The organism is Treponema ruminis (assembly GCF_014201975.1).
In the GTDB taxonomy this organism is placed as follows: domain Bacteria; phylum Spirochaetota; class Spirochaetia; order Treponematales; family Treponemataceae; genus Treponema_D; species Treponema_D ruminis.
In genome coordinates this window covers 601,383-624,017 of record NZ_JACHFQ010000001.1, presented here as the reverse complement: position 1 = coordinate 624,017, position 22,635 = coordinate 601,383, and the positions used below count along the sequence as shown (strand labels likewise).

Genomic DNA, 22,635 nt, shown 5'->3' with positions numbered 1-22,635 from the left:
ATTTGTAACCTATAATTGGGTTCAGTACTTTATAAGGTGTAACCTTATATGGGGTTCATCCCTTAAAAAGCGTAACGTAAATGGGGGTCAGACCACATTGAATACGTAAGGAACAACTACAGCCGCGCTTGTGAATGCATATTTTGGAGTAATTGTAAGTTTCTTTCCATCAACTACAGCAGTAGAAGCATAAGTCTTAGATGCGTCTACGTCAGCAACCTTTTTCCAGCTGTAGAAATAAGGTGTACCTGAAGATGTATCTTTGTTAGCAAGAACAGCTGTGAAGCCAGTGATGTCCTGTGTGAATTCAATTACGATTGGGCTACTGATAGACTTCTTGAAGTCGTCAAACTTAGTTGTAGCAGATTTGTCTCCAGCAGGAACAACGTAGTAACCTACAGTTTCGATTTTGATGTAGTTGTGCTCTCCAACAGCTTTTTTAAGAATCTTTGTAGAGAGTGAAGCTGTAGGATCAGAAACAAGGTTAGCAAAGTCAGCAGCAGTTGCTTTGTCAGTATTGAACAATACAACTGTGTCAACATCATTACCCTTTGTTGCTTTAAGTGAAAGGTAGTATGTCTTACCAAAGTCAAGTTTCTTGCTTGCTTCTGTCAAAGCTACAGTTACTACTTTTCCAGCAGCAGTTGCAGTTACAGCATAAGAAGTCTGAGTAAGGTCATTTGAACCTACTTTATCGCTGTCATAAAGCTCAGCTGTCCATTTAGCAGTGCTTACATCCTGATCGAATGTGAATGTAATGCTGTCTGTTGGCTGAATCTTTTCTACTTTAGCATCGTTCTGTCCAGCTGCGATAGATACAGTTTCTTTATAGAGGCTTGTAGAAACCATCTTGTATGTAAGCTTAGAAAGAGCATAACCTGTTTCGAGTTCTTTGCCAACTTCCCATGTTTTTGTAGCACCGTCTACAGCAGTTACAGTACCCTGAACTTTGAGTTCTGACTCGTCAGAAAGTTTGTTAAGAGCAAGGTAAACTGATTTGTCAGCTACATAGTTGTTTACATCTTTGTAAGAAGTTGAAGATTTGTCATAAACTAAAAGTTTAGAACTTCTTACAGCTTTGTTGAATGTAAGTTTAAGATATTTCTCTGCAGTTACAAATGCAGCACGTGACTGCTCAGCACCAGCAGGAAGTTCTGTTACGATTTCAACAGCAGTTTCAGCGAATTTTTCTGGGCCTACTGTGAAGTCTGTGTCAAAGTTCTTTGTTGTAAGAATATTTGTTGTTCCAGCAGCGCGGAATTTTGTTTCACCAGTTTTACCAACTACAGCTTCGCCAAGAGTTACGCGATAGTATCCAGTGTTAGCAAAGTCATTGTTTTTAGCACTGATTGTAAGAACTGTGTTTGTATCGTTGAATTTAGCTTCAAAGTCAGTTACAGCAGCAGTTGAAGTAGCAAGACCAGCTTTTGTTGTTGCATGTGTTACAGTTACAGCAGTAGCAATGTCATCTTTTGTAAGAGCTTTGATTGCTTTAGAGAATGTAAGAGTAAATGATTTGTCATCAACTTTTGCAACAGTTACGTCAATCTTGTTATCGAAGTAAGCGATAAGACCAACGTTTTTCGGCTCAGTTCCTGTAGTATCAACTTCAACATTGTTTTTCCAGTATTTAACATCGTCTGTCAAATCCTGTGCAAGACCTTTTACAGTGAATACAACTTTTCCGTCAGCATCTGAAACTGTGTCCCAGAATGTTGTTGGAGTAAGTGTAAGCTCTGTCTTTCCTTCATTCCAACTCTTAGAGAAAGCGTTTGTCAATTTTTTTGAAGAATAAGTTTCGTAAGCAACAACGCTTGCAGTTGTCATTGGTTTAGAGAAAGTAAGTTTAACTGGCTGTGTAAGACCAAGCTCAACATCGTCCTTTGAAGAATCGCTGATTTCAACGTAGATTGTTGTATCAAAGTAAGCTGTAAACTTGTCATTCAAGAGTTCTTTAGTTCCATCAGCTGCGAGAACTGAAAGTCGAACTTCGCCAGCTTTAGCATCAGTTGTTTGATTTCCAGCAGCTTTTGGTGTCCAAATGCCATCTTTTGGAGTAATTGTAACTTTCTTAGCATCTGTGCTGTCGATTGTTACAACGTAGTTCTCATCTTTAACATCCTGGAAACCAGAACCTGCAATGTCAACACGCTGGATAGCTTTGTTGAATGTGAATTCAAGTGGTGTTTTAACACTGATAAGTGCTGCGCTGTTGTTCTTGATGAGGTTTGTTTCTTTAACCCAAATCTTCTCAAGCTGAGCGAAGAGCATAATGTCAACACCAGCAACATTCAAAGAATTGCCGTCAATTTTGATTGTTGCTGCAGATGTTGCAGTTGAATCATTATAGCTTCCGTTGTTAAGGAGCTCTGCGGCATTTGAGCGATATGTAGACAAACCAACGTCTGTTGAGAAGTAAGCCTCAACTTCGCCAGCTTTAGCTGTGAATCCCTCAACATTAATTGAGAGAGGAACACCAGATGGGAGTTTTTCAAATTTGAAATTACCCTCAGCGTCTGTCTTAGAATCGAATGTATAAGGAGCGTTGCTATCAGCCGATTTATAAGTAACTGTTACAACAGTGTCTTTTGGAGCTGGATAAGTTGTCTCGCTGAAAACTTCAGCTGTTGCTGGTGAAGGATTGAGCTTGAGTTTACCGCTCAAAGAAGCATTCAAAGGAATGAGTGTACCTTCAGCCCATGTTGAGCTGTATGTTGTACCCAGTTCTGAATAAAGCTTCTGGATTTCCTTGAGGGCATTTGCAACAGTTGTCATTGTAGCAGATTTGTCCTCGTTATCCTTAATAGTAGCACCATAGCCATCGCCTGTAGCACTTGCAACTATAGAACCTGTGCCTACAGCAGTAGCGTAAGAATTAAGGATTGTTGCATACTGATCTTTCAAAGCTGAAAGGCGTGCATCCTCGATTCCACCGATGTTCTCAGCAGAAGAAACATATACACCCTTAATAAGGGCAGAAATGTAATCGTTCTTTGTTACAGTCAATGTATAAGCATAAGTAGTGCCTGTTGTTGGAACATTTGTAGATGTAGCCGGTACAAGTGTACCGCTAGTAGAAGCAGTTGTCTGAACGGCTTTTACTGTTGGATCGTTGACATCAACGTTCTCAAGTATGAATTCACCGCCACGGTTTGTTGAAGCAGTTTTATTGCCGAGAGTGACTGTTGCGCCTTCAACAGGTTCACCCCTGTTGTCAAGAACAACACCAACGATAGCTCCACGTGCATGCTCAGAAGCGCTGCGTGCACCTGAATCGTCATCATCATCGCTGCTACAAGCCATGAAAGATGTAGCTGCGAGAAGCATGGTTGCGACCGAAATTAATCGCAAAAGTTTTTTCATAAAAACCTCCGTTTTGAAAATAGTCCTAATCTCCGATACGAGGCTGACAAAAAATATGTCAACCCAATACTAGCGATTATTCAAAGGGTATGTTAAAATAGATTTCAGAAAAATTTATGAGTATAACGCACGGTTTTTAAGAATTTTATTAAATTTTATTAAGAAAAATAAGAGAAAAATAATAAAAATGGAGAATTTAGAGATTCTATGAAGTGTCAAATTTTCATTTTTGACAACCAGCAGGTTGCACTAGAGGGCCTTTCAAGCTATCTGAGCAAGAATGCGGGCTGCAAAATTCTGGGTCAGGCCAGCAACTTAATGGACGCAGAAGAAATAATCAGTCACGCAAAGACCGGCGACGGGCCGATTGTAGCGATAACTGAGCTTTCTTTTAAAAAGTCAGGCGGCGAGGACAACATCGACGGAACCGCCCTGCTCTCTGCCATGCGCTATTCCGGCAAAAATATTCTCCCCCTTGTCTTTACGATAATGGATGCGGCTTGTTACGCGCATATTGCGATGGATGATTTTGGAGCAAGGGGATTTGTGTCCAAAAATGCGCCCCTTCCTACCCTTCTCAACGCTATCGAAATTGTTGCGGCGGGCGGGCTTTTCATTCAGAACGAGCTAAAAGAAGGAATCAATCAGTTCAATTCCTTTCTTGCCACCCTCACAAAAACCGAAAAGAAGGTGCTCAAGTGCATGCAGGAGGGCGCAAACAACATGGACACTGCGGAAAAACTGGGGCTTTCCAAGCGCACGATAGAAAATCACCTCTCCAGCATTTACTCCAAAGCCGCCGTCACAGACAAAAACCAGCTTTTCAATTTTATGGGCATAAGTGCCAGCGAGGGACTATAGATTATCGGGTCAAGCCCGGCAATCCTTACTGATACAGATACAAGCATTTGCCGGCGCTGCTGCCCAAAAGTCCGTAAACGCTTGCTTCCGGATTTTTTGCAAGGCTTGCGGCTCCTGAAAGAAGCGACATCCAGCTTTCCTCAAAACGGTATTTTCTTTCGATAAAATTGACGTTTTCTTCTTTTTTATCTTCGCTATCTTTGTTCAAGATTTCCCGGATTTTTGCCTTTGCTTCATCGAATGAGCAGACTTGGTCAATCAGGCCGTTTTTCTGTGCCTGGGCAGCCGTGTAGACTCTGCCGTCAGCCAGTTCCTTTATGTCTGAAAGGCTCATTTTTCGTGAGTCGGCTACGATTCCCGTGAACTGCTCGTAGGCTTCATCAGCAATTGACTGCATGATTTCTTTCTGTTCCTGGGTGAGCGGTGAGTTGTAGTTGCCCATGTTTTTGTTTCGGCCGGCCGTGATTGTCGTGACTTTGACTCCGATTTTGTCGAGAAGGCCTGTCGCATCGAGGCTTCCGCCAGCAATTACGCCGATTGAACCTGTGAGCGTGTTGCGGTTAGCGAAAATTGTGTCAGCCGAGCAGCCGATGTAATAGCCGCCGCTTGCCGCAAGGGCTCCGAAGAAGGCAAATACCGGTCTTTTTGTGGAATTTTTGTATTCCATGAGGGCCAGATATGCTTCGTCTGATTCGTAAACCGTGCCGCCCGGAGAATTGATGTTGAGCAAAATTCCGCGGTTATTCGGGTCAGTCTTGGCTTTTTTAATCTGTTTGAGCAGCCATTTCTGGTTATAAGTTTTATTTTCTTCTGAAATTACGCCGTTGATGTAGATTACTGAAACGTAAGGCTTTTTTGTGCTGATTACAGGCTCGTCCAAATCCTTGTTTTTGGCCATGCTGATGATTTTGTTGAAGGCCCCACCCCTGTCCAAATCTTCGCCGTCAAAGTCTTCGTCAAATTCGTCGTAGAAATCTTCGCCATCAGAATCTGAGCCGCTTTTAAAAGTGAAAGAGAAACTTGGTTTTGACGTGATTTTTGAATAGATTGATCTGGCTCCAAAAATTACGGAAAGTGCCGCGATGATGATTAAAATTATAAGTCCTTTCTTGTGCTTCATTTTATGCCTCGAAATCTGCCGGTGTAAGTTTGCCCTGTGCAAAGGCCATTCGCTTTAAGTCGTAGTAAGCGTAAGTTTCGGTCATGGTCATGTATGGAATGAGCCAGACAAAGCCGATTCCACATGAAATCGCACACAAAAATGCCCAGCCCAAAAAGCTCATGTCCATCACAAAAAGATTTGCCTTGTGGCCCTGAGTAAGAACTTTGCTGATGTCCATTGCCTTCATCGCACCGATTCTCGGATTTTCAGCAAGAACGTAGAACATCATCGAATAACTGTAAGCCTTTACAATACCAGGAATTACAAACAAAAGGGACCAGAGGAAAACCCAAAGGAGATTCCAGAGACTGCCCAAAAGTGCTGACAGCCAGCGGGTTTCGATTCCTTCGAGGAAAGAGCTGAAAGTGATTTTTTCGGCGGCTTCTGCTGATGTTACGACAGAGTGCTGGGCAACAATCATCTTCATAAAGGTAAAAATCATTCCCACGCAGACGATTCCGCTTACACAGGCGCTGAGGATTCCGGTTCCTGTGCTTGAAAGGGCTGTAAGAATCAGATAAACGATTGCCGTAAGACATGGCACAGACCAGTTATTTTTTAAGGTTGAAAGAGCGTCTTTTTTATACTGAACTCGATTAAACATTTTTTCTTCTCCTTTTAGATTATTTTCATTCTAGCACTATTTGCGAAAAGATAATAGATTATGATAAAATATCTTCATGACAATCACACTTAAAAATTCTAACTACCAGGTAGTTCTCAACACGCATGGAGCCGAAATCACTTCCTTCCAGAGCGTAAAAGACGGCACAAAATATGTTTTTGAAGGCCCGGAAAGCGTCTGGAAATTCCACGCGCCAGTTTTGTTCCCTCATGTCGGCCGCATCAAAGACGGATTCTACACTTACGGCGACACTGAATACAATCTCGTAAACAACGGAATGAGCCGCGATTTGGAACACAATATAATAGAAGAAAGTGAAACAAGCGCAACTTTTGAGCTCACTGAAAGCCCGGAAACAGCCGGAAAATTTCCATGGAAATTCAGCCTCAAGACTCATTATGAATTAAAGGAAAACGGCCTTGTCTTCACAACAACCGTCACAAACACAGACAGCAAAACCATGCTTTTCTCTGTCGGAAGCCATACCGCTTTCTGCTGCCCGCGAAACACTGACCCGGCCGGCACTACAAACGCTGACTATCAGTACGAATTTGAGCGCAGAGAGCCTCTCACTACAGTCCTTTTAAATGACCAGGCTCAGCTTGCCGTCGATGAGGAAGGAACTGCCCCTTGCACCAAGCCTTACGGTGAAAAAGAAGCCGGAATCATCCCGATTACAGACCAGGGATTTGGAAACGGTCACTTCTTTACAGCCTTCAAATCAAACTGGGTGGGCTTGCGCAACAAAAAAGACGGTTCCCTCATCAAAGTAAACTGCTTCGGCTATCCATATCTCATGGTATGGCAGGGCGGAAAAGGCAGCGAAGGAGCCGCCGGAAACGGATTTAACTGCATTGAACCTTGGTACGGTCTCCCTGATGCCGAGAACACCGAGCACGAATGGGAAGAAAAAGCAGGATTGATTGCCCTGGAGCCTGGAAAATCCTTCACAGCAGATCAGAGCATTACAATTGAGAAATAAAACTAAAAGCCGTATTTAAGCAGGCTCAATTCAAGCACTTTGCCGCACAGTTCCTGAGGACCGCCGTGGCAAAGTGCGCTTGCAAATGGCCGGCCCACCAGAACGCAATCAGCACCAAGAGCCATTGCCGTGGCAACATCGCGCGGGCTTCGGATTCCGCCGTCAACCCAGATTTCATCACAATAATTTTTGAGTTCATCAACGTGGCTGGCAAAAAATTCTGCCGTGCTGCCCTTTCGGGTTTCTACCCGCCCGCCGTGATTTGAAATATAGACGATGTCGGGCTTTACTTCCTTTACAAGTTCAATGTCTTCCTGAGTGAAAATTCCTTTAATTGCAAAGGGAATCTTAATATGGTTTTTGATTTCAATCAGCTGGGCCGCAGATTTCTTTTCGAGTTTGACAAGATTCCGCATCGTGACGATGTTGTAGGAATCAATGTCTACTCCGGCAATTTTTACGCAATCCTTCGCCCATTCAAAACGCTCAAAAATCCGCTCGTTGGAATATGGCTTTATGAAGACGGAAGTTTCTGCCTGTGGCGCTTCGATTTTGATTTTCTGCAGGGCTTCAATTCCAAATTTGAGCTTTTCGTCGGGATAGCCGTCGCCAATCGAAAGACCAACGCCAACTTTGTGCATGGCCTGGATAATCGCATCGTAAAAATCAGATTCCTGACCAAAACCGATGTTCTCAACGGCACCGGTCATTGGAGCAATCGTAATCTGAGGAATGCGGAATTCCGGCTCCAGGTCAAGAAATTGTTTAATTCTTTCTATATTATTGTTGCGTACATTTTCCCAAGCAGAACAGTTGAGGATGAAATTTTCGTTTTTGCGGACGCCGCCCATTCCAGGCAGCTGGCCAATACACCCCTTTCCGTTACAAACTTTGCAAAAATTGCATTTAAAATTATTTTCACTCACTAAAATAGTATAGCGAATTATCCGATAATCATAAAGTATGAAGTGCCAAAAATGTTCAATTGTTGCGGGCATCCTTCTTTTTGTTCTCGCAGCATTAATTTCTGTATCATTACTTTTAGTCGCAGTTGATTTCGGACAAATCAGCCCTGCCAGAAACACGCTTTTCTATGCGCTGGGTAAAATGTTCACCGGTGTCTACGGCTTTACGTCAATTTGTATTCCGATTTTTCTGATTGTCGCCGGAATACAATGCTTTAACGCAAAATGGCGGTTCAGGAACGGAGTCCTGCTGATTGGCTCGATTGTTCCTTTCTTTACTCTCGATGCTGTTGAACACATCTGCCGCATGATTATAGCAAATGAAAGCGACACGGTAATGCTGGTAAAAATAAGCTCGACTCTGCTCATCGGTTCTTTAATTATTGCCGCAGAATACCTGCTTCTTTCGATTTTGGGCGACGTAATTGAAAATTCACTGATTGAAACTGCCGAAACGAAAGAATTCCTCGCCCACAGTCACCTGAACCAGCCGGAAGAAGAAGTTGTAATCCCGGAAACAGGAGAAAAAGACGAACTCGATGACTATTTTGAAGACGAAGAAGAGCTTCCTTTCGATGATGACGACGTGCATATTGTCCGAAGGGGATTTTTCTCACGCAACAAGAAGACTCCGCCCAAGGAAGAAGAGCTGGACCTTTCAAAAGACCGCCTTTTCCTTGAGCAGAAAGAAGTCCTCAAAGATTTGATTAACGACGGAAAGCCCCAGGCTCAGGAAGCAGACGACGATGCGACCTTGGTTGACGAGCCGACAATTATCGAGCACGAAGGCTTTGCAGAATCAGAAGACCTGCCGGAAGCCGTTACGGAAGACGAACTTCTCGATGATGAAGATTTTGCCGAGCCAGAGCTGCCGGAAGAACCTTCTCCATTCGACCACATTTTCGACCAGCAGAAAGAAGAGCCTCCAGCAAAAGAAGAAGAAGATATTACTTCTGAGACAGAATTTTCTGCTCCAAAAGAGGAATCTCACTTCCAGGACGTGGCACTCCCGGACGAAGAATTCGATGAAAGCGAGCCTGTAATCGGCGGAGAAGCAGAATTGATTTCCGAAGACGAGGATGAAATCGCCCCGGCAGATGAAGAAGATGAACTTGCTTCAAGCGAGCTTAACGAACCAACCGTAATTGAAGAAACTGCAAACGAAAGTGATGAGCCGGAATTTATTACCAATGAGGAAGAATCTGCACTCCCTGTAAATTCCCAGGACTTTCAGGACGAATTTGACCAGATGGACGATGTAAGCCCGGTTTCTTTTGGCGAAGATGATTTTGAAAATCTTTCAGAAGAAGAGTCTCACCCGGAAGACGAAGATTTCTTTGAGGATATCCCGGACGCACTTCAGGAAGAGGATGTCCCGGAAGTCTCTTTCCAGGAAGATGAAGCTGAAGAAGAAAGTGCATTCGAAGAATTTGCCGAAGACGATGACGTTGAGGAAGCCGCTGAAATCACAGAAGAGCCGAAAGACGATGATGTTGAAGAGGCTGTCGAAATCGAAGATGACATTGATTCCCAGCTTGATTTTGAAGAACTCCCGGACACAGAGCCTGAGCTTGCAAGCGAGCCTGAAACAGAATTCGCAGAAGACGAAGTTTCTGAGCCGGAAATTGTTGAATATCCCCAGGATGATGAAAACCCGGCTGACTTTATCAACATCGAAGACATAGCAGAAAGCCCGGAAGAACCAGTTAATGAAGAAATTGACGATGAGCCTTTTGAAACTGCAGAAGACCAGGAAGAGCCTTTGGGCGTAGAAGATATTTTCTCACAAATGGAAGCTGACGCCGCCGCAAATCCGGTCGTTAAAAATCCTGAGGATCTGGCTTTGGCTCAGCAGGCAGCCGTTTCTGAAAAGGCCGAGGGCGAAAGTGAAAAACCGGCACCTCTCCGAAAACTGAGCCAGTACGCAATCCCGACAGACTTGCTCGAAAAATTTGAAAACGAAGAATACTGGCGCATTGACGACGAGACAAAGGCCGCCGGCGAAAACCTCAAGCAGACTTTGAATGAATTCGGAATTGAAGCCGAAGTCACTGGAATCCGAAAAGGTCCGGTTGTCACAATGTTTGAGCTGCTCCCGGCTCCGGGCGTAAAACTCAGCAAAATCGTCAACCTTCAGGACAACATTGCCCTTGCCCTGGCCGCAAAATCAGTGCGAATCGTCGCTCCGATTCCAGGCCGCCACGCTGTGGGCATCGAAATCCCGAACAAAGAGCGGGCAATCGTATCATTCCGCGAAATTATCGAGCAGAATCTTCCTGAATACAAGAAAATGGCAATCCCTGTCATTCTCGGAAAGGATATTTCCGGTCAGTCACAGATTATCGACATCGCAAAAACACCGCATCTTTTGATTGCTGGTGCGACAGGTGCCGGAAAATCAGTCTGTGTAAACTCAATTATTCTTTCTATTTTGTACAACCGCTCGCCACAGGACGTCAAACTGATTATGGTCGACCCGAAAGTAGTTGAGCTGAAGCTTTACAATGACATTCCTCACCTGCTCACTCCGGTCGTAACCGAGCCAAAACGAGCCCTTCAGGTTTTGCAGTACTGTATCTGTGAAATGGAACGACGTTATGCCCTTCTCGATGGAATGGGCGTCCGTGACATCATGAGTTACAACACCCGAATCCGTGAACGCAGAATCGCAACCGAAAAACTGCCTTACATCGTGGTAATCATCGATGAGTTTGCGGACTTGATGGCAACCAGCGGAAAAGAGCTTGAAACAAGCGTAGCCCGACTTACAGCAATGAGCCGTGCAGTCGGAATCCACCTTGTTCTTGCAACCCAGCGACCTTCCGTAAACGTAATCACCGGTCTTATCAAGGCCAACATTCCTAGCCGAATCGCATTCATGGTTGCGAGCCGACAGGATTCACAGATTATCATCGACAGCATCGGTGCAGAAAAACTGCTGGGCAAGGGTGACATGCTTTACACCTCAGCCGTCAACCCGATTCCAACCCGAATTCAGGGAACTCTGGTCGGTGACAACGAGGTTGAGCGCGTAGTTGATTACGTCAAAACATTCGGCGGTCCTGACTACATTGACGACGAGATTTTCGTTGATGATGATGAGGAAATTGAAGAGGAGCCAGGCTTGTTCAGCGACGGCGAAGATCCTCTCTACGATCAGGCTTTGCAGATTGTTATTCAGGCTGGAAAAGCAAGCGCAAGCTACATTCAGCGGCGGCTTAAAATCGGCTACAACCGTGCAGCCCGTCTGGTTGAAGATATGGAAGCCCGGGGAATCGTTGGTCCTGCCAACGGAAGTAAACCCCGCGAAGTAATCCATGTGCCTTAAAATAAAAAAGCGGTCTCCCAGCGGGAACGCGCCCCAAACATCGCAGTGAGCAAAGCTCAGGCGAGTTTGTGTCGCAACCCCGATTCCGACCGCTTTTTTATTTTTGAGTTACCTGTCTTATAAATCGATTAACAGATAACTACTGAGTTGTCTGTTGAGCTGAATGGAGCCGGAATGTATTTATCAGCGGCCCAGTCGTTCTCCCAGCGAGAACCATCGAGAAGGTAGCGGAACTGATATTCTTTGCCAGCTTCAAGAGAAAGTTTAACAGAGAAAGAACCGTCCTTACCTTTTTTGAGAGGAGTTTCTGTGCTGCTCCAGCTATTGAAATCTCCAGCAATCGTTACTGTTTTTGCACCCTGTGCGGCTTCTGGAGACACTGAGAATGTTACGTTACAAGTTTTTTTGTCTTTTGAATAAGATTTCTTCAAAGCCATGATAAAGCCCCTTGTTTTTTAATCGATAAACTATTCTATACCAAATAAAATTTATTTGCAAGTTTTTTTAAGTTTTCTTCAATATTAATTTTATTTCTTGCCTTTGATTTTTGGTGCTTTACCGGTTGTGAGCCAGTGCTGGGCAAAATATGCGTCAGAAATCGGCTCATCGAATACGAAATCTTTAACAGTCGCGATTGTCTTTCGCCCTGTAACAAGGTTGGTGATGATATTTGAACGGCGCAGAGGATATTCAATGCCTGTCGCACCCTTAACCATCTCAACTTTGAGACATTCATAAAGCTTAATCATGTTGTTTTTTGAATCATAGTATTCGATTCGGACAGGGATGTATGTCTTTTTGTCAAACCATGACATGCGGTAAGAATATTCAACTTCGCTCTTTTTATATGGAGTTGACTTCATTTTCCAGCATAAATACGAATTACCGTTAACAGTGATTTTAGCTTCGTTCTCAACGATTTCATTTTTATCTTCGTCCTCGTTACGGATTGTCATGTCGTTGTAAGTGAGCTCTGTGCCGCCGAATGACTTTGTGCGCTCTGTCATTGGAATTCGGCGTGACTGGCGGAGTTTTGGCATGTAAACCCAGCGGTCGTCGGCTTTTTTGAGCTTTTCCAACTGGAGAACCCTCATACCCTTTACACTTGCAGGAGCTTTAAAATCAAATGCTACATTTTTGAGTCCATTATCAACACCACTGCCATACTGCCACAATTCGATGGTCTCTCTTTTACCGTCTTTTTCGATATTTTCGAGAATGATGGTTGAATAGTTGTAATCAGGAACCCTGTCCAAATCACAAAAAACTTTAGCGATTTCTTGCGCAGTCTGTGCAGAAAGACCGAATGATGCAAGCAAAAGTGAAATAATAACAAATACTTTAATTTTCATTTTGTGCTCCTTTTTGGCTACTTTTGAATCCTCTCAGTTTATTTTAAGTATTTTAACACAATTTTAAAATAAAGCAAGAGGATAAAAGACTTTGATAGCATTACTATCATATTTTTAAAGTTTTGTCATCCGGGCACTTTGTAAAATATTCTTTTAAGCGGGCGCGGGCATCTTCGTTGTCTTTTGCGTTTATCATCTGGGTCTGGAAATAGTGACCGAAGCTGAAATTGAGGCAGTAATATGCAAAGAATCTCTGAAGGCGGGTCTTCCAGAATTCGGGAGGCTGGCACTCTTCCACGCCGCTGATGAAATCAAGGGCAAGCTGCTCGCAGTCAATCGGCTCGCAGGAACGACCGGAAAGCTGAGCGAAAATCCAGGGTTTCTGGACGGCGGCGCGGGCAATCATAATTCCGGCAGCATGTGGGGCGGCTTTTTTTGCTTCCTCAAAACTTGCTACATCCTTTACATCGCCATTAAGGTTGACCGGGATTTCCGGGTATCGCAGGGCAAGTTCCTCGACGAAGTTCCAGCGGGCACGCTCGCGGTATTTTTCCTTTTTAGTTCGCGGATGAAGGGTGAGCATCTGAACTCCCTCGCCAACGAGCATGTCAGTAAACTCAAAGAATTTTTCGAGGGTAAAATCCTGATCTCCAAGTCGCAGCTTTACCGAAAGCCTTTTTGCAGGCCGGCCGTCCTTTGCAGCATTTTCAAGCGCAGACTTTACGCCGTGAACCATTGCCTGAGTTTCAGAAACCGGCTTTGTCATCCAGGCAATTCCGGCGCCGGTGTTTGCAATCTGGGGAGCCGAGCAGCCCATGTTCAAATCAACGCCGATTCCACCGCGCTCAGCCAGAAGACCAGCCGCCTGAGCCATTTTCTCGCCGTTTTTATCGGTCAGCTGCCAGACAAGCCTCTGAGAATCCGGCCCTTCCAAAAGATAAAATTTTTCCCAGGGACCGTTATTCAGCAGGGATGAGGCGTTTATCATTTCGTTGAAATACTCGTCGCAGCCGCCGAAGCGTTCAACAAGATTCCTGAAAGCCTGATGCGTAATTGCATCCATCGGCGCAAGAAGAAGTTTCATAGATTATCCAGATAGGGCGTTGCGGGCTTTCCCGCAGATGGGGGTAGCGACCAACGAAGTGGGCGCTAGGGGGAAGGCTTTCCCCCTTTATTTATATTGCTTTTATCAAATCAACTGCGGCATCGAGGAAATCGGCGTCCAATCGCTCTACGTCGCCTTCGTCGATTGCCTTGGAAATGTCCTCGCTCATCGGTATTCGGGCCAGAACCGGGATTCCGTAATCTTTTGCGATTCCGTTGATGTTGCTTTCACCGAAGACTTTGATTTCCTCGTTACAGTGAGGGCATTTTACATAGCTCATGTTTTCGACGAGACCTACAATCGGCACCTTCATCATGTTTGCCATTTTAACTGCCTTTTCGACAATCACGCGGACAAGCTGCTGGGGTGACGACACGACCACAATTCCGTCAACCGGGAGAGACTGGAAAACCGTAAGAGGAACGTCGCCTGTTCCCGGAGGCATATCGACGAACATAAAGTCTACGTCACGCCATTCAACATCAGTCCAGAACTGCTTTACTGCACCAGCGATTACCGGACCACGCCACAAAACCGGGTCCGTTTCCTTTTCGAGAAGGAAATTCATGCTCATGAGCTGGATTCCAGTTTCAGTTTTTACAGGATAAATCGTGCCTGTCTTGTCGCCGGTTGCCTTTTGGTCAGAAACACCGAAACTTGTCGGGATTGAGGGACCGGTGATGTCGGCATCGAGAACGGCTGTTTTAAAGCCCGCCTTTCGCATTTTTGAGGCAAGCAGGGCTGTTACGAGGGATTTTCCAACGCCACCTTTTCCAGATACAACGCCTATTACTTTTTTAACGCAGCTTCCTTCGCGGAGAGTGGCGCGCAAGTCTTTTGATTTACAATTTGAACCACATGTCGAACAGTTGTGGGTACATTCTTCTGCCATTTAAAATACCTCTTTGAGATTACTCGTTATTAAGATAATAAAATTTGAAGTGGAAGACAATAATAAACTAGCACAAAACGAAATGCTTTCTTATAATAATTTTATGGAAAAAAAGCATTATTATGCCGCGATTGTTGGCACCGGGCGGATTGGATTTTCGCTTGGCTTTGACAAAAAGCGCGAACAGCCTGCCAGTCATACCATGGCACTTCTCAATAACAAGCGAATCAAGCTGATTGCAGCCGCCGACTCCAACGAAGAAAATCTTGAAAAGTGGCGGAAATATGTCCGAAAGCATAACGGCAAAAATGACTTTACCCTGGTTTTTCCGACCAGCCAGGAACTTTACGAAAATGTGACCTGCCTCGACATCATCACGGTTGCAGTTAATGAAGATAATCACCTCGAAGAATGCATAAAGGCAATTGAATATAAACCCAGGCTGGTGATTCTGGAAAAGCCGGTCGCCCTCAATTCCGAGGAAGCCGAAAAAATCCGTGCAAAGGCTGAGGAATGCGGCGTTCCTGTAATGGTAAATCATGAACGAAGATTTGCAAAAGACTATCTATCGGTCGTAAGTTTAATTGATAAAATCGGAGACATTCAGTCTGTAACAGGAGAACTGGATTCCGGTCTGCGTATTTACGGTGAGGAATTTGAAAAGGACGGAACTTATTCGCTCCTGCACGACGGAACCCATCTGGTCGACATCCTGCAGTTTTTGCTGAAAGCATCATTATCAAATCCACTTGTTTCCGGCGTTCATAAGGATGAAAAAGGCATTGTGCGAAATTTCTCTGCTCACTACCAATCGGTCGTTAGTCAGTTTGGCACAATCCCGGAAGTCACCTTCAAAATGAGCGGCCGAAGCAAGTTCTTTGAGTTCAGAATTGAAATCCTCGGCACTCTTGGAAAAATCTGCGTTGGAAACGGATTTGCCGAGCTTTACCTTCGCGAAGAATCCAAACTCTACACAGGCTTTTACTCGCTCACCAGGCAAAAGATCAAGCTGCCCAAAAAGACAGGTTATTTCAGCGGAATGATTCAAAACGCGGTGGATTTTCTCGACGGAAATTCTGAGCTTGTCTCTCCGCTTGAAGATGCGATTTCAGATTTAAAAGTTCTCGAAGAAATTAAGGCAAAGTTTTAGGAAAAAAGAATGTCTCAGGAAAAAACAGCCAAAACAAATGTTTTGATTATCCAGCCGCCAATCGTGCAGCTCAACACGGCTTATCCCAGCGGTGCCTATCTCTCCGCATTTTTCAAATCTCTCGGTCACGAAACAAAATGGCTCGATTTGAGCCTTGCCCTTTACTACGAGATTTTTTCACGCTCAGGCCTTACAAAACTTTTTTCCCTCTGCGAAAAAAATGCCCTCAAGCTGGCAGACCAGGCCGAAAAGTCAGGTGACGAGGCGACGGCATTCAATCTCCGGCGCTATCTTGCCCAGAAAGATTTGTGGATTGAATGGATTGATTTTATCACGGCGATTTTGCGGCCGGGCTCGCGCGACAATATTTCTTCGGGCTATGAAAATGCCCACCGCTTTGTTTTTGGCGCCCATGTTCCGCGCGGAAACCGAATGGAAAATTATCTTGCGAATCTGGGCCACGATTTGACCACGGACGATGCCCGCTCGCTTGCAAGTTTTGCCCTGGCGGATCTTGCGGATTTTATCACGATTGCTTTTGACAGGAATTTTTCTCTGGTGCGCTATGCGGAAAGTCTGACGGTAAGCGAGTCAAGTTTTGCGGAAGTTGAGAAAGGCGCGGACAGCCCGATTCTAAAGGAGTTTTATGAGTCTCTTTTGAGGAAGCTAGAAATTGCTGAGGGGGAAAGCCTCGTCCTCATTTCAATTCCCTTTGCGGGGACTTTTGCGGCGGCACTGGCTACCGGACGATTCTTTAAGAAACAATTCGGGGACTCGGTTTATGTCTGCTTTGGCGGCGGATTTGTTAATACAGAATTGCGCGAGACAAACGAACCTTCGTTAGTTAAATATTGCGATGCCATTTGCTATGACCGGGGCTATGCTTCTTACAAAGAATTGGCAATGAGAATTGAGCAATTAGGAATTGACTCTTTGTCAGGGGCAAGTGAACCCATTTTCAAGCTCAGGCAGTTTGTTAATGATTCCGGCTCGGTTTGCGTGATTCCGCCGCTTGGGGAAGGTTCTGACACTTACGAACAGTCGTTAGCTTATGAAAAGGAAATTACATCTTCTTTGATTCCGGATTTTTCGGACATTGATTTTTCCCAGTACCCGCGGCTGATTGACGACACGAATCCAATGCACCGGCTCTGGTCGGACGGCAGCTGGATTAAGGCTTACATGGCCCACGGCTGCTACTGGCACAAATGTGCTTTCTGCGATGTTACTCTGGATTATGTCAAAGGATATTGTCCAACTAACGTTAGTAAGTTATATCAAGGACTCCTCGCCCAGTGCAGGGAAAAGGGCGTTTACGGAATTCACTTTGTTGACGAAGCAATGCCCCCGGCCCTCATGATTGCCTTTGCCCGCGAAAACATCGCCCACGGCTCGCCGATTACCTGGTGGGGAAACGTCCGCTTTGAAAAATCATTTACCCGCGATGTGGCAGACTTTCTGGCTTACGGCGGCTTAATCGGAGTTTCAGCCGGACTTGAATCTGCAACAGGCAACGGACTTAACGCAATCCACAAGGGCACGGATCTGGAGTCAATCGTCGGAGCCTGCTGTGCCTTTAAGGAAGCCGGAATCCTCGTCCACGCCTACATGATTTACGGCTACTGGTGGGAAAAGGAGCAGGATTTAATCAACTCTATGGAAACCCTGCGCCAGTTCTACGCAAACGGACTTTTGGATTCATGCTTCTGGCACAAGTTCGTCCTCACACGTCACTCGCGCGTTTACAAGGAATGGACTGAAGGCAAAATCCCGGATTTAAAGCCAATCGATCCCCAGGAAAAACAGAACGCCCCTCTTTTCGCCAAAAACGGCCTTCACTTTGAGGGAGAGAAAAAATCCCAGAAATACGGAGCTTTCCTCGACTATTCCCTCAACCAGTGGATGCACGGCGAAGACCTGGAAAAACCTGTCCAGAAATGGTTCGACTTCCAGGTTGCCCGCCCGACAGTTCCCAAAGATTTTATTGAAAAAATAATCGAAAAATACGAAGCAAAACGAGACGAAATTTTCAAAAAGCCTCTCCCCGAAGACAAAGCTAAAATCTTCTGGCTCGGCGGAGAAAAAGTCCCGCTTGCAAACGGCAAAATCGGCTGGTTCTACATGGGTGAATTTTACACAGCCAAAAAAAATGCCCCGGAAACTGAATTCCGAGGCAAAGGATTGTGTGTATTACCATAAAATGCGGCGCCCGCTATGGAGTGGCGCGAAGCGTTGCCAAAGGCAATGAGCGTTAGCGAACCACGGAACAGCGGCAGGAAATTGATTGCGCCCCTAATAAATCTTTTCGCCCAAAAGTCGCGCGATTAAGTCTACCGCAAAGGCAGCTGTCTGATTGCGAACATCGAGAACCGGGTTCACTTCCACGATTTCGGCAGAGCGTACCATACCGAGATCGCACATTTCTTCCATTAAAAGAAGGGCCTCGCGGTTTGTCATGCCGGCCGGAAGCTGATAGCCTGTTCCCGGTGCGTACATCGGATCAAGACAGTCCATGTCAAAACTTACGTGAACTACATCAACCTTCTGCTTGAAAAATCTGAGTACATGCCGCATGACTTCGTTAAAGCCCTGGCGGTCAATGTCGGTCATCGTGTAGGCTTTGACTCCAGCCTGTTTCATAAGCTCGCGCTCGCCTTCATCAACGCTTCGCAAGCCGACATAGCAGACGTTACGCGGATCAACTTTCTGTCCGTCAAAATACAAATTAGTAAGCTCAGGAAGGCCGTAACCGCAGCTTGCAGACATACACTCACCGTGAATGTTTCCGCTAGGGCTAGTTTCATCCGTGTTAAAATCGCCGTGAGCGTCAACGTAAAGAACGCCGAGCTTGAGCCCCTTCTTTTTGTAAGCGGCAGAAAGACCTGCAATCGAGCCGAGAGCTATCGAATGGTCGCCGCCAAGAATAAGAGGGAAATCCCCGCAAGAAGCAGTCTTTTCGACCTCTTCGGCAAGCTGAGTATTCGCACGCACAATCGGAGCAAGATATTTTGCCTTTGGATTGCCCACAGTCTCGAATTCCTGGGGGTTAATCTGAATCGGTGAGAAACACTGGACGGCTTTGTGACCAAGGCCTTCAATGCGTTCCTTGACTCCTGCGAGTCGGATAGCTGAAGGGCCCATATCCGCACCGTGACGGCTTGCACCATAATCCAATGGCATTTCAAGAATACGAATGTTCATCTTCCCAAAAACCTTTTAAATTCTTGCAAGGCCTGCTTTGCGGGCTTCTTCTGCAACTGCTTTTGCAACAGTTGGAGCAACACGCTCGTCAAATGCACTTGGAATTACAAGCTCAGGAGCAAGTTCTTCGTCGCTGATGAGTGAAGCCAAACCACGGGCAGCCGCAATCTTCATTTCCTCGGTGATTTTTCGTGAACGGCAGTCGAGTGCGCCGCGGAAAAGTCCCGGGAAAGCAAGAACGTTGTTAATCTGGTTAGGATAGTCGCTTCGGCCAGTTCCGACGATGTATGCGCCGGCAGCCTTTGCCTTTTCGTAAGTGATTTCCGGCTCAGGATTTGCCATTGGAAGAACGATTGATTTTGGAGCCATTGATTTGACCATTTCTTCTGTGACAACGCCTGGAACAGAAACGCCGACGAAAATATCAGCACCCTTCATTGCCTCTGCGAGTGTGTAACGTTTATTCTCTGGGTTTGTGAATTCTGTGATTTCTTTTTTGAGGAAGTCATATTTGTCGTAGTCTTCCTTGAGGATGATGCCTTTGCTTCCGAAACCGTAGATTTTTCTGATTCCGAGGTTGTAGAGCATACGCATGATTGAAGAACCGGCAGCGCCTACGCCTGAAACAACTACCTTGCAGTCCTCGGCCTTTTTGCCAGTGAGTTTGAGTGAGTTGATTACAGCGGCAGTTACTACGATTGCAGTTCCGTGCTGGTCATCATGGAAGACCGGAATGTCCAAGTCACGAATCAAAGCGCGTTCGATTTCTACACAGCGTGGAGCCGAAATATCCTCAAGGTTGATTCCGCCAAAAGTCGGTGCAATCTGCTTGCAGAATTTGATGATTTCCTGTGGGTCTTTTGTGTCGATACAGAGAGGAACGGCATCAACTCCGCCGAACTTCTTGAAAAGGACACATTTTCCTTCCATTACAGGCAGGCCGCCTGCAGGACCGATGTCGCCCAAGCCAAGAACAGCGGTTCCATCACTAACTACGGCAATAGTATTACCTTTCCATGTGTATTTATACGCATCATCAGGATTTTTATGAATCTGGCGGCAAGGTTCTGCAACTCCAGGAGTGTAAGCTACAGAAAGGTCATCACGATTTTCCAAAGGCATTTTCAATTCAGTTGAAATTTTGCCCTTCCATTCTACATGTTTTTCAAGTGCTTTTTCGTAAATTGTACTCATGTTGGTCATTATAGTACAAAAATTGTGATTAATAAACTGCTAGAATCGTATATAATTATAATATAGGTACAGTTTTTACAGGAGGCCTTATAAAAAATGAAATATTTCGAAACACTTAAAAAAGAACGCTCTCTCGACCGAGTAATTTTCCTCGCAGGAATGGTTCTCACCTTTATCGGATTTATGATTCCAACATTTTTCCTCAAAGATGAATCAGGAACTGTATTAAAGAACGTTTTTGGAGCAGCTTCTTACTTCAACAAAGCACCATCTGCTTACAACTCAACTTTCATCGTAATCACATGGCTTTGCTCAATCGCAGGAATCGCATTGTTCTTCTGCACAAAGACAATCGTCGGCGACATCATCGTAACTTTGCTTGCCCTCGCTTTTGAAATCGCATCAGTCATTTCAATCGCACCGGCCCTCACAGACATGTTCGGCGCTTACACAAAATTCTACACAAGCCCGGTCACACCAATCTTCGGTTACACAAGTGTCGGCGGATATCTGGTTTTGGCAGGCCTCATCACAGCAGCTGTCGGCTCAATTTTGGGCGCAGCTCACATCCAGCACCCAAGCCAGGCAAAATAATCATCTGATTTGAACATAAAAAATCCCGTCTGCTTCAAGAACAGGCGGGATTTTTTTTATCTTGTAAGCTTACGATAAACTGTCTTATGAGGAACGTCGTCGTCGATTCCGAGGACGTTTTTGCGCCATTCGACGTAATCGCTCCAGCTTCCTTCTACGAAGTGAACTTCCGAGTTGTTTTCGAAAGCCAGGATGTGAGTGCAGATTCGGTCGAGGAAGTAGCGGTCATGGCTGATTACGAGAACTACACCCGCAAAGCTGTTGATGGCTTCTTCGAGGGAACGGGTTGTCGTGATATCCAAATCGTTTGTAGGTTCGTCGAGCATGAGGACGTTTCCTGCTTCCTTGAACATCATACCCATATTGAGGCGGTTCTTTTCACCACCGGAAAGAACGCTGATTTTTTTGTTCTGTTCTGCTGAGTTGAAGTTGAACCAAGAGCAGTATGCGTGTGCGTTGATTTCACGGACTGCACCGTTGAGGGCGCGGCCTTTTTCGTCAACTGCACCGAGCTTAACGAGGTCGCTTCCACCTGAAAGCATTTCGTAGATTGTCTTGTTCGGGTCGAGCTTTGAACGCATCTGGTCAACGTAGACGAGCTTAACAGTGTCGCCCACTTTGATTGAACCAGAATCAGGAAGCTCCTTGCCCATCTTGCCGTCTGGGAGTTCGATTTCCTGACCTGCGGCACTTGCAATCATCTTGAAGAGTGTAGTTTTACCAGCACCGTTAGGACCAACGATTCCGACAACGCTTCCTGCCGGAATATGGAAGTCGAGGTTTTCAAAGAGAAGCTTGTCATCGAATGATTTTGTGAGCTTTTCTGCATCGATTACGACACTTCCAAGACGAGGACCGGCCGGAATTGAAATCTGTGTGTCCTTAAGCTGAACGCGCTTTGATTCTTCTGCAAGCAGGGCTTCGTATTTTGTGATGTGTTCCTTGTGCTTTGCCTGACGGCCTTTTGCTCCGGCGTGAATCCACTCCAACTCTTCCTGCATTTCGCGGCGGCGGGTTGAAGCCTGTTTTTCTTCGAGAGCAAGGCGTTTTTCCTTTGCCTCAAGCCATTCTGAGTAATTTCCTTTGAAAGGATAGCCTTCACCGCGGTCCATTTCCAAAATCCAACCGGCTACATTGTCGAGGAAGTAGCGGTCGTGAGTGATAGCGATGATTGTGCCCGGATAGTCCTTGAGGTGGCGTTCGAGCCAAGCGACTGTCTCTGCATCGAGGTGGTTTGTAGGTTCGTCCAGAAGCAGGATGTCCGGCTTCTGCAAAAGGAGTCGGCACAAGGCAACTCGGCGGCGCTCACCACCGGAAAGAACGTCTACGACCTGGTCGCCCGGAGGACAGCGGAGTGCGTCCATTGCAAGCTCAAGGTTTGAATCAAGGTTCCATGCGTCGGCTGCATCAAGCTTTTCCTGAATTTCTGCCTGACGTGCGCAGAGCTTGTCAAAATCAGCATCAGGATCACCGAAAGCCTCGTTTACTTTGTCAAATTCGGCGAGCAAATCTGTAATCGGCTTTACGCCCTCTTTAACGACTTCAAGAACGGTCTTTCCCGGCTCAAGATAAGGCTCCTGCTCCAGATATCCCATTGAGTAGCCCGGAAGGAGTTTTGTTTCGCCGGTGTAATCCTTGTCGATTCCTGCAAAAATCTTGAAAAGTGAAGACTTACCGGCACCGTTTTCACCAATAACGCCGATTTTTGCTCCGTAATAGTAAGAAATGGAAATGTCTTTGAGTACAACTTTAGTTCCATACGCGCGGGAAACGCGATCCATCGTGTAAATGATTTTTTTATCGTCGAATGTCTTTGCCATGCTTAAAATTATATATTAAATAGAAGATTTTGTCTTTAAAT

17 protein-coding genes are annotated in these 22,635 nt (G+C 45.5%); 6 read left to right on the top strand and 11 right to left on the bottom strand.

The annotated features are described in order from the left end of the window. Positions 1 to 87: 87 nt before the first annotated feature. The gene (locus HNP76_RS02575) at positions 88 to 3,363 is read right to left on the bottom strand and encodes a carboxypeptidase-like regulatory domain-containing protein (RefSeq protein WP_184657154.1); all 3,276 of its coding nucleotides are present in this window, start codon (positions 3,361 to 3,363) and stop codon (positions 88 to 90) included. A gap of 207 nt (positions 3,364 to 3,570) precedes the next feature. Here HNP76_RS02575 and HNP76_RS02570 point away from each other — a divergent pair, with 207 nt between their 5' ends. After that, on the top strand, positions 3,571 to 4,224 hold the full coding sequence (locus tag HNP76_RS02570; RefSeq protein ID WP_184657152.1) for a LuxR C-terminal-related transcriptional regulator: 654 nt from the start codon (positions 3,571 to 3,573) through the stop codon (positions 4,222 to 4,224). Between the two features lie 25 nt (positions 4,225 to 4,249). Here HNP76_RS02570 and sppA read toward each other — a convergent pair whose 3' ends face one another. Continuing rightward, entirely contained in the window at positions 4,250 to 5,344 is a 1,095-nt protein-coding gene (sppA, locus tag HNP76_RS02565; RefSeq protein WP_246462670.1) for a signal peptide peptidase SppA, read from the bottom strand. A 1-nt stretch (position 5,345) separates the two neighbouring features. After that, the gene (locus HNP76_RS02560) at positions 5,346 to 5,990 is read right to left on the bottom strand and encodes a DUF975 family protein (RefSeq protein ID WP_184657150.1); all 645 of its coding nucleotides are present in this window, start codon (positions 5,988 to 5,990) and stop codon (positions 5,346 to 5,348) included. 76 nt (positions 5,991 to 6,066) lie between these two features. On the opposite strand from HNP76_RS02560, the gene HNP76_RS02555 reads away from it, so the two are divergent. Continuing rightward, on the top strand, positions 6,067 to 6,993 hold the full coding sequence (locus HNP76_RS02555; protein ID WP_184657142.1) for an aldose epimerase family protein: 927 nt from the start codon (positions 6,067 to 6,069) through the stop codon (positions 6,991 to 6,993). Between the two features lie 2 nt (positions 6,994 to 6,995). Here the strand turns inward: HNP76_RS02555 and HNP76_RS02550 are convergent, their stop codons facing one another. Beyond that, positions 6,996 to 7,919 carry an alpha-hydroxy-acid oxidizing protein gene (locus HNP76_RS02550; RefSeq protein ID WP_246462668.1) on the bottom strand — a complete coding sequence of 308 codons (924 nt, stop codon included), beginning with the start codon at positions 7,917 to 7,919 and terminating at the stop codon, positions 6,996 to 6,998. 37 nt (positions 7,920 to 7,956) lie between these two features. On the opposite strand from HNP76_RS02550, the gene HNP76_RS14305 reads away from it, so the two are divergent. Further along, on the top strand, positions 7,957 to 11,286 hold the full coding sequence (locus HNP76_RS14305) for a DNA translocase FtsK (protein WP_246462666.1): 3,330 nt from the start codon (positions 7,957 to 7,959) through the stop codon (positions 11,284 to 11,286). Between the two features lie 128 nt (positions 11,287 to 11,414). Here HNP76_RS14305 and HNP76_RS02540 read toward each other — a convergent pair whose 3' ends face one another. From HNP76_RS02540 to HNP76_RS02525, 4 genes are all read right to left on the bottom strand, one after another. Continuing rightward, positions 11,415 to 11,723, bottom strand: coding sequence for an isoamylase early set domain-containing protein (locus tag HNP76_RS02540; protein WP_184657138.1), 309 nt, complete (start codon positions 11,721 to 11,723; stop codon positions 11,415 to 11,417). Between the two features lie 90 nt (positions 11,724 to 11,813). Beyond that, the gene (locus HNP76_RS02535; protein WP_184657136.1) at positions 11,814 to 12,638 is read right to left on the bottom strand and encodes an outer membrane lipoprotein-sorting protein; all 825 of its coding nucleotides are present in this window, start codon (positions 12,636 to 12,638) and stop codon (positions 11,814 to 11,816) included. 106 nt (positions 12,639 to 12,744) lie between these two features. After that, positions 12,745 to 13,722 (bottom strand): tRNA-dihydrouridine synthase family protein, encoded by a 978-nt coding sequence (locus tag HNP76_RS02530; protein WP_184657134.1) that lies wholly within the window; start codon positions 13,720 to 13,722, stop codon positions 12,745 to 12,747. A gap of 91 nt (positions 13,723 to 13,813) precedes the next feature. Further along, the gene (locus HNP76_RS02525; protein ID WP_184657133.1) at positions 13,814 to 14,635 is read right to left on the bottom strand and encodes an Mrp/NBP35 family ATP-binding protein; all 822 of its coding nucleotides are present in this window, start codon (positions 14,633 to 14,635) and stop codon (positions 13,814 to 13,816) included. A 103-nt stretch (positions 14,636 to 14,738) separates the two neighbouring features. Here HNP76_RS02525 and HNP76_RS02520 point away from each other — a divergent pair, with 103 nt between their 5' ends. Both HNP76_RS02520 and HNP76_RS02515 read left to right on the top strand, forming a co-directional pair. Further along, positions 14,739 to 15,785: a Gfo/Idh/MocA family protein gene (locus HNP76_RS02520; protein ID WP_184657131.1), complete on the top strand. Its 1,047-nt coding sequence runs from the start codon at positions 14,739 to 14,741 to the stop codon at positions 15,783 to 15,785. 9 nt (positions 15,786 to 15,794) lie between these two features. Then, positions 15,795 to 17,984, top strand: coding sequence for a B12-binding domain-containing radical SAM protein (locus tag HNP76_RS02515; protein WP_184657129.1), 2,190 nt, complete (start codon positions 15,795 to 15,797; stop codon positions 17,982 to 17,984). 93 nt (positions 17,985 to 18,077) lie between these two features. Here HNP76_RS02515 and rocF read toward each other — a convergent pair whose 3' ends face one another. Together rocF and HNP76_RS02505 are read right to left on the bottom strand one after the other, a co-directional pair. Then, entirely contained in the window at positions 18,078 to 18,986 is a 909-nt protein-coding gene (gene rocF / locus HNP76_RS02510; RefSeq protein WP_184657127.1) for an arginase, read from the bottom strand. 15 nt (positions 18,987 to 19,001) lie between these two features. Next, positions 19,002 to 20,180 (bottom strand): NAD(P)-dependent malic enzyme, encoded by a 1,179-nt coding sequence (locus tag HNP76_RS02505; protein WP_184657125.1) that lies wholly within the window; start codon positions 20,178 to 20,180, stop codon positions 19,002 to 19,004. Between the two features lie 96 nt (positions 20,181 to 20,276). Here HNP76_RS02505 and HNP76_RS02500 point away from each other — a divergent pair, with 96 nt between their 5' ends. Next, a complete protein-coding gene (locus tag HNP76_RS02500) occupies positions 20,277 to 20,774 on the top strand; it encodes a hypothetical protein (protein ID WP_184657123.1) in 498 nt (165 codons plus the stop codon). A 56-nt stretch (positions 20,775 to 20,830) separates the two neighbouring features. On the opposite strand, the gene ettA is transcribed toward HNP76_RS02500, so the two are convergent. After that, complete coding sequence (gene ettA / locus HNP76_RS02495; protein WP_184657121.1) at positions 20,831 to 22,594, bottom strand: energy-dependent translational throttle protein EttA; 1,764 nt, start codon at positions 22,592 to 22,594, stop codon at positions 20,831 to 20,833. Between the last annotated feature and the right edge of the window lie 41 nt (positions 22,595 to 22,635).

Excerpts from the sequence above, each read along its gene's own strand:
- sppA (WP_246462670.1), bottom strand. The coding sequence starts at position 5,344 with ATGAAGCACAAGAAAGGACTTATAATTTTAATCATCATCGCGGCACTT.
- HNP76_RS02555 (WP_184657142.1), top strand. The coding sequence starts at position 6,067 with ATGACAATCACACTTAAAAATTCTAACTACCAGGTAGTTCTCAACACG.
- HNP76_RS02525 (WP_184657133.1), bottom strand. The coding sequence starts at position 14,635 with ATGGCAGAAGAATGTACCCACAACTGTTCGACATGTGGTTCAAATTGT.
- HNP76_RS02540 (WP_184657138.1), bottom strand. The coding sequence starts at position 11,723 with ATGGCTTTGAAGAAATCTTATTCAAAAGACAAAAAAACTTGTAACGTA.
- HNP76_RS02515 (WP_184657129.1), top strand. The coding sequence starts at position 15,795 with ATGTCTCAGGAAAAAACAGCCAAAACAAATGTTTTGATTATCCAGCCG.
- ettA (WP_184657121.1), bottom strand. The coding sequence starts at position 22,594 with ATGGCAAAGACATTCGACGATAAAAAAATCATTTACACGATGGATCGC.
- HNP76_RS02535 (WP_184657136.1), bottom strand. The coding sequence starts at position 12,638 with ATGAAAATTAAAGTATTTGTTATTATTTCACTTTTGCTTGCATCATTC.
- HNP76_RS02575 (WP_184657154.1), bottom strand. The coding sequence starts at position 3,363 with ATGAAAAAACTTTTGCGATTAATTTCGGTCGCAACCATGCTTCTCGCA.
- HNP76_RS02500 (WP_184657123.1), top strand. The coding sequence starts at position 20,277 with ATGAAATATTTCGAAACACTTAAAAAAGAACGCTCTCTCGACCGAGTA.
- rocF (WP_184657127.1), bottom strand. The coding sequence starts at position 18,986 with ATGAACATTCGTATTCTTGAAATGCCATTGGATTATGGTGCAAGCCGT.
- HNP76_RS02570 (WP_184657152.1), top strand. The coding sequence starts at position 3,571 with ATGAAGTGTCAAATTTTCATTTTTGACAACCAGCAGGTTGCACTAGAG.
- HNP76_RS14305 (WP_246462666.1), top strand. The coding sequence starts at position 7,957 with ATGAAGTGCCAAAAATGTTCAATTGTTGCGGGCATCCTTCTTTTTGTT.
- HNP76_RS02530 (WP_184657134.1), bottom strand. The coding sequence starts at position 13,722 with ATGAAACTTCTTCTTGCGCCGATGGATGCAATTACGCATCAGGCTTTC.
- HNP76_RS02505 (WP_184657125.1), bottom strand. The coding sequence starts at position 20,180 with ATGAGTACAATTTACGAAAAAGCACTTGAAAAACATGTAGAATGGAAG.
- HNP76_RS02560 (WP_184657150.1), bottom strand. The coding sequence starts at position 5,990 with ATGTTTAATCGAGTTCAGTATAAAAAAGACGCTCTTTCAACCTTAAAA.
- HNP76_RS02520 (WP_184657131.1), top strand. The coding sequence starts at position 14,739 with ATGGAAAAAAAGCATTATTATGCCGCGATTGTTGGCACCGGGCGGATT.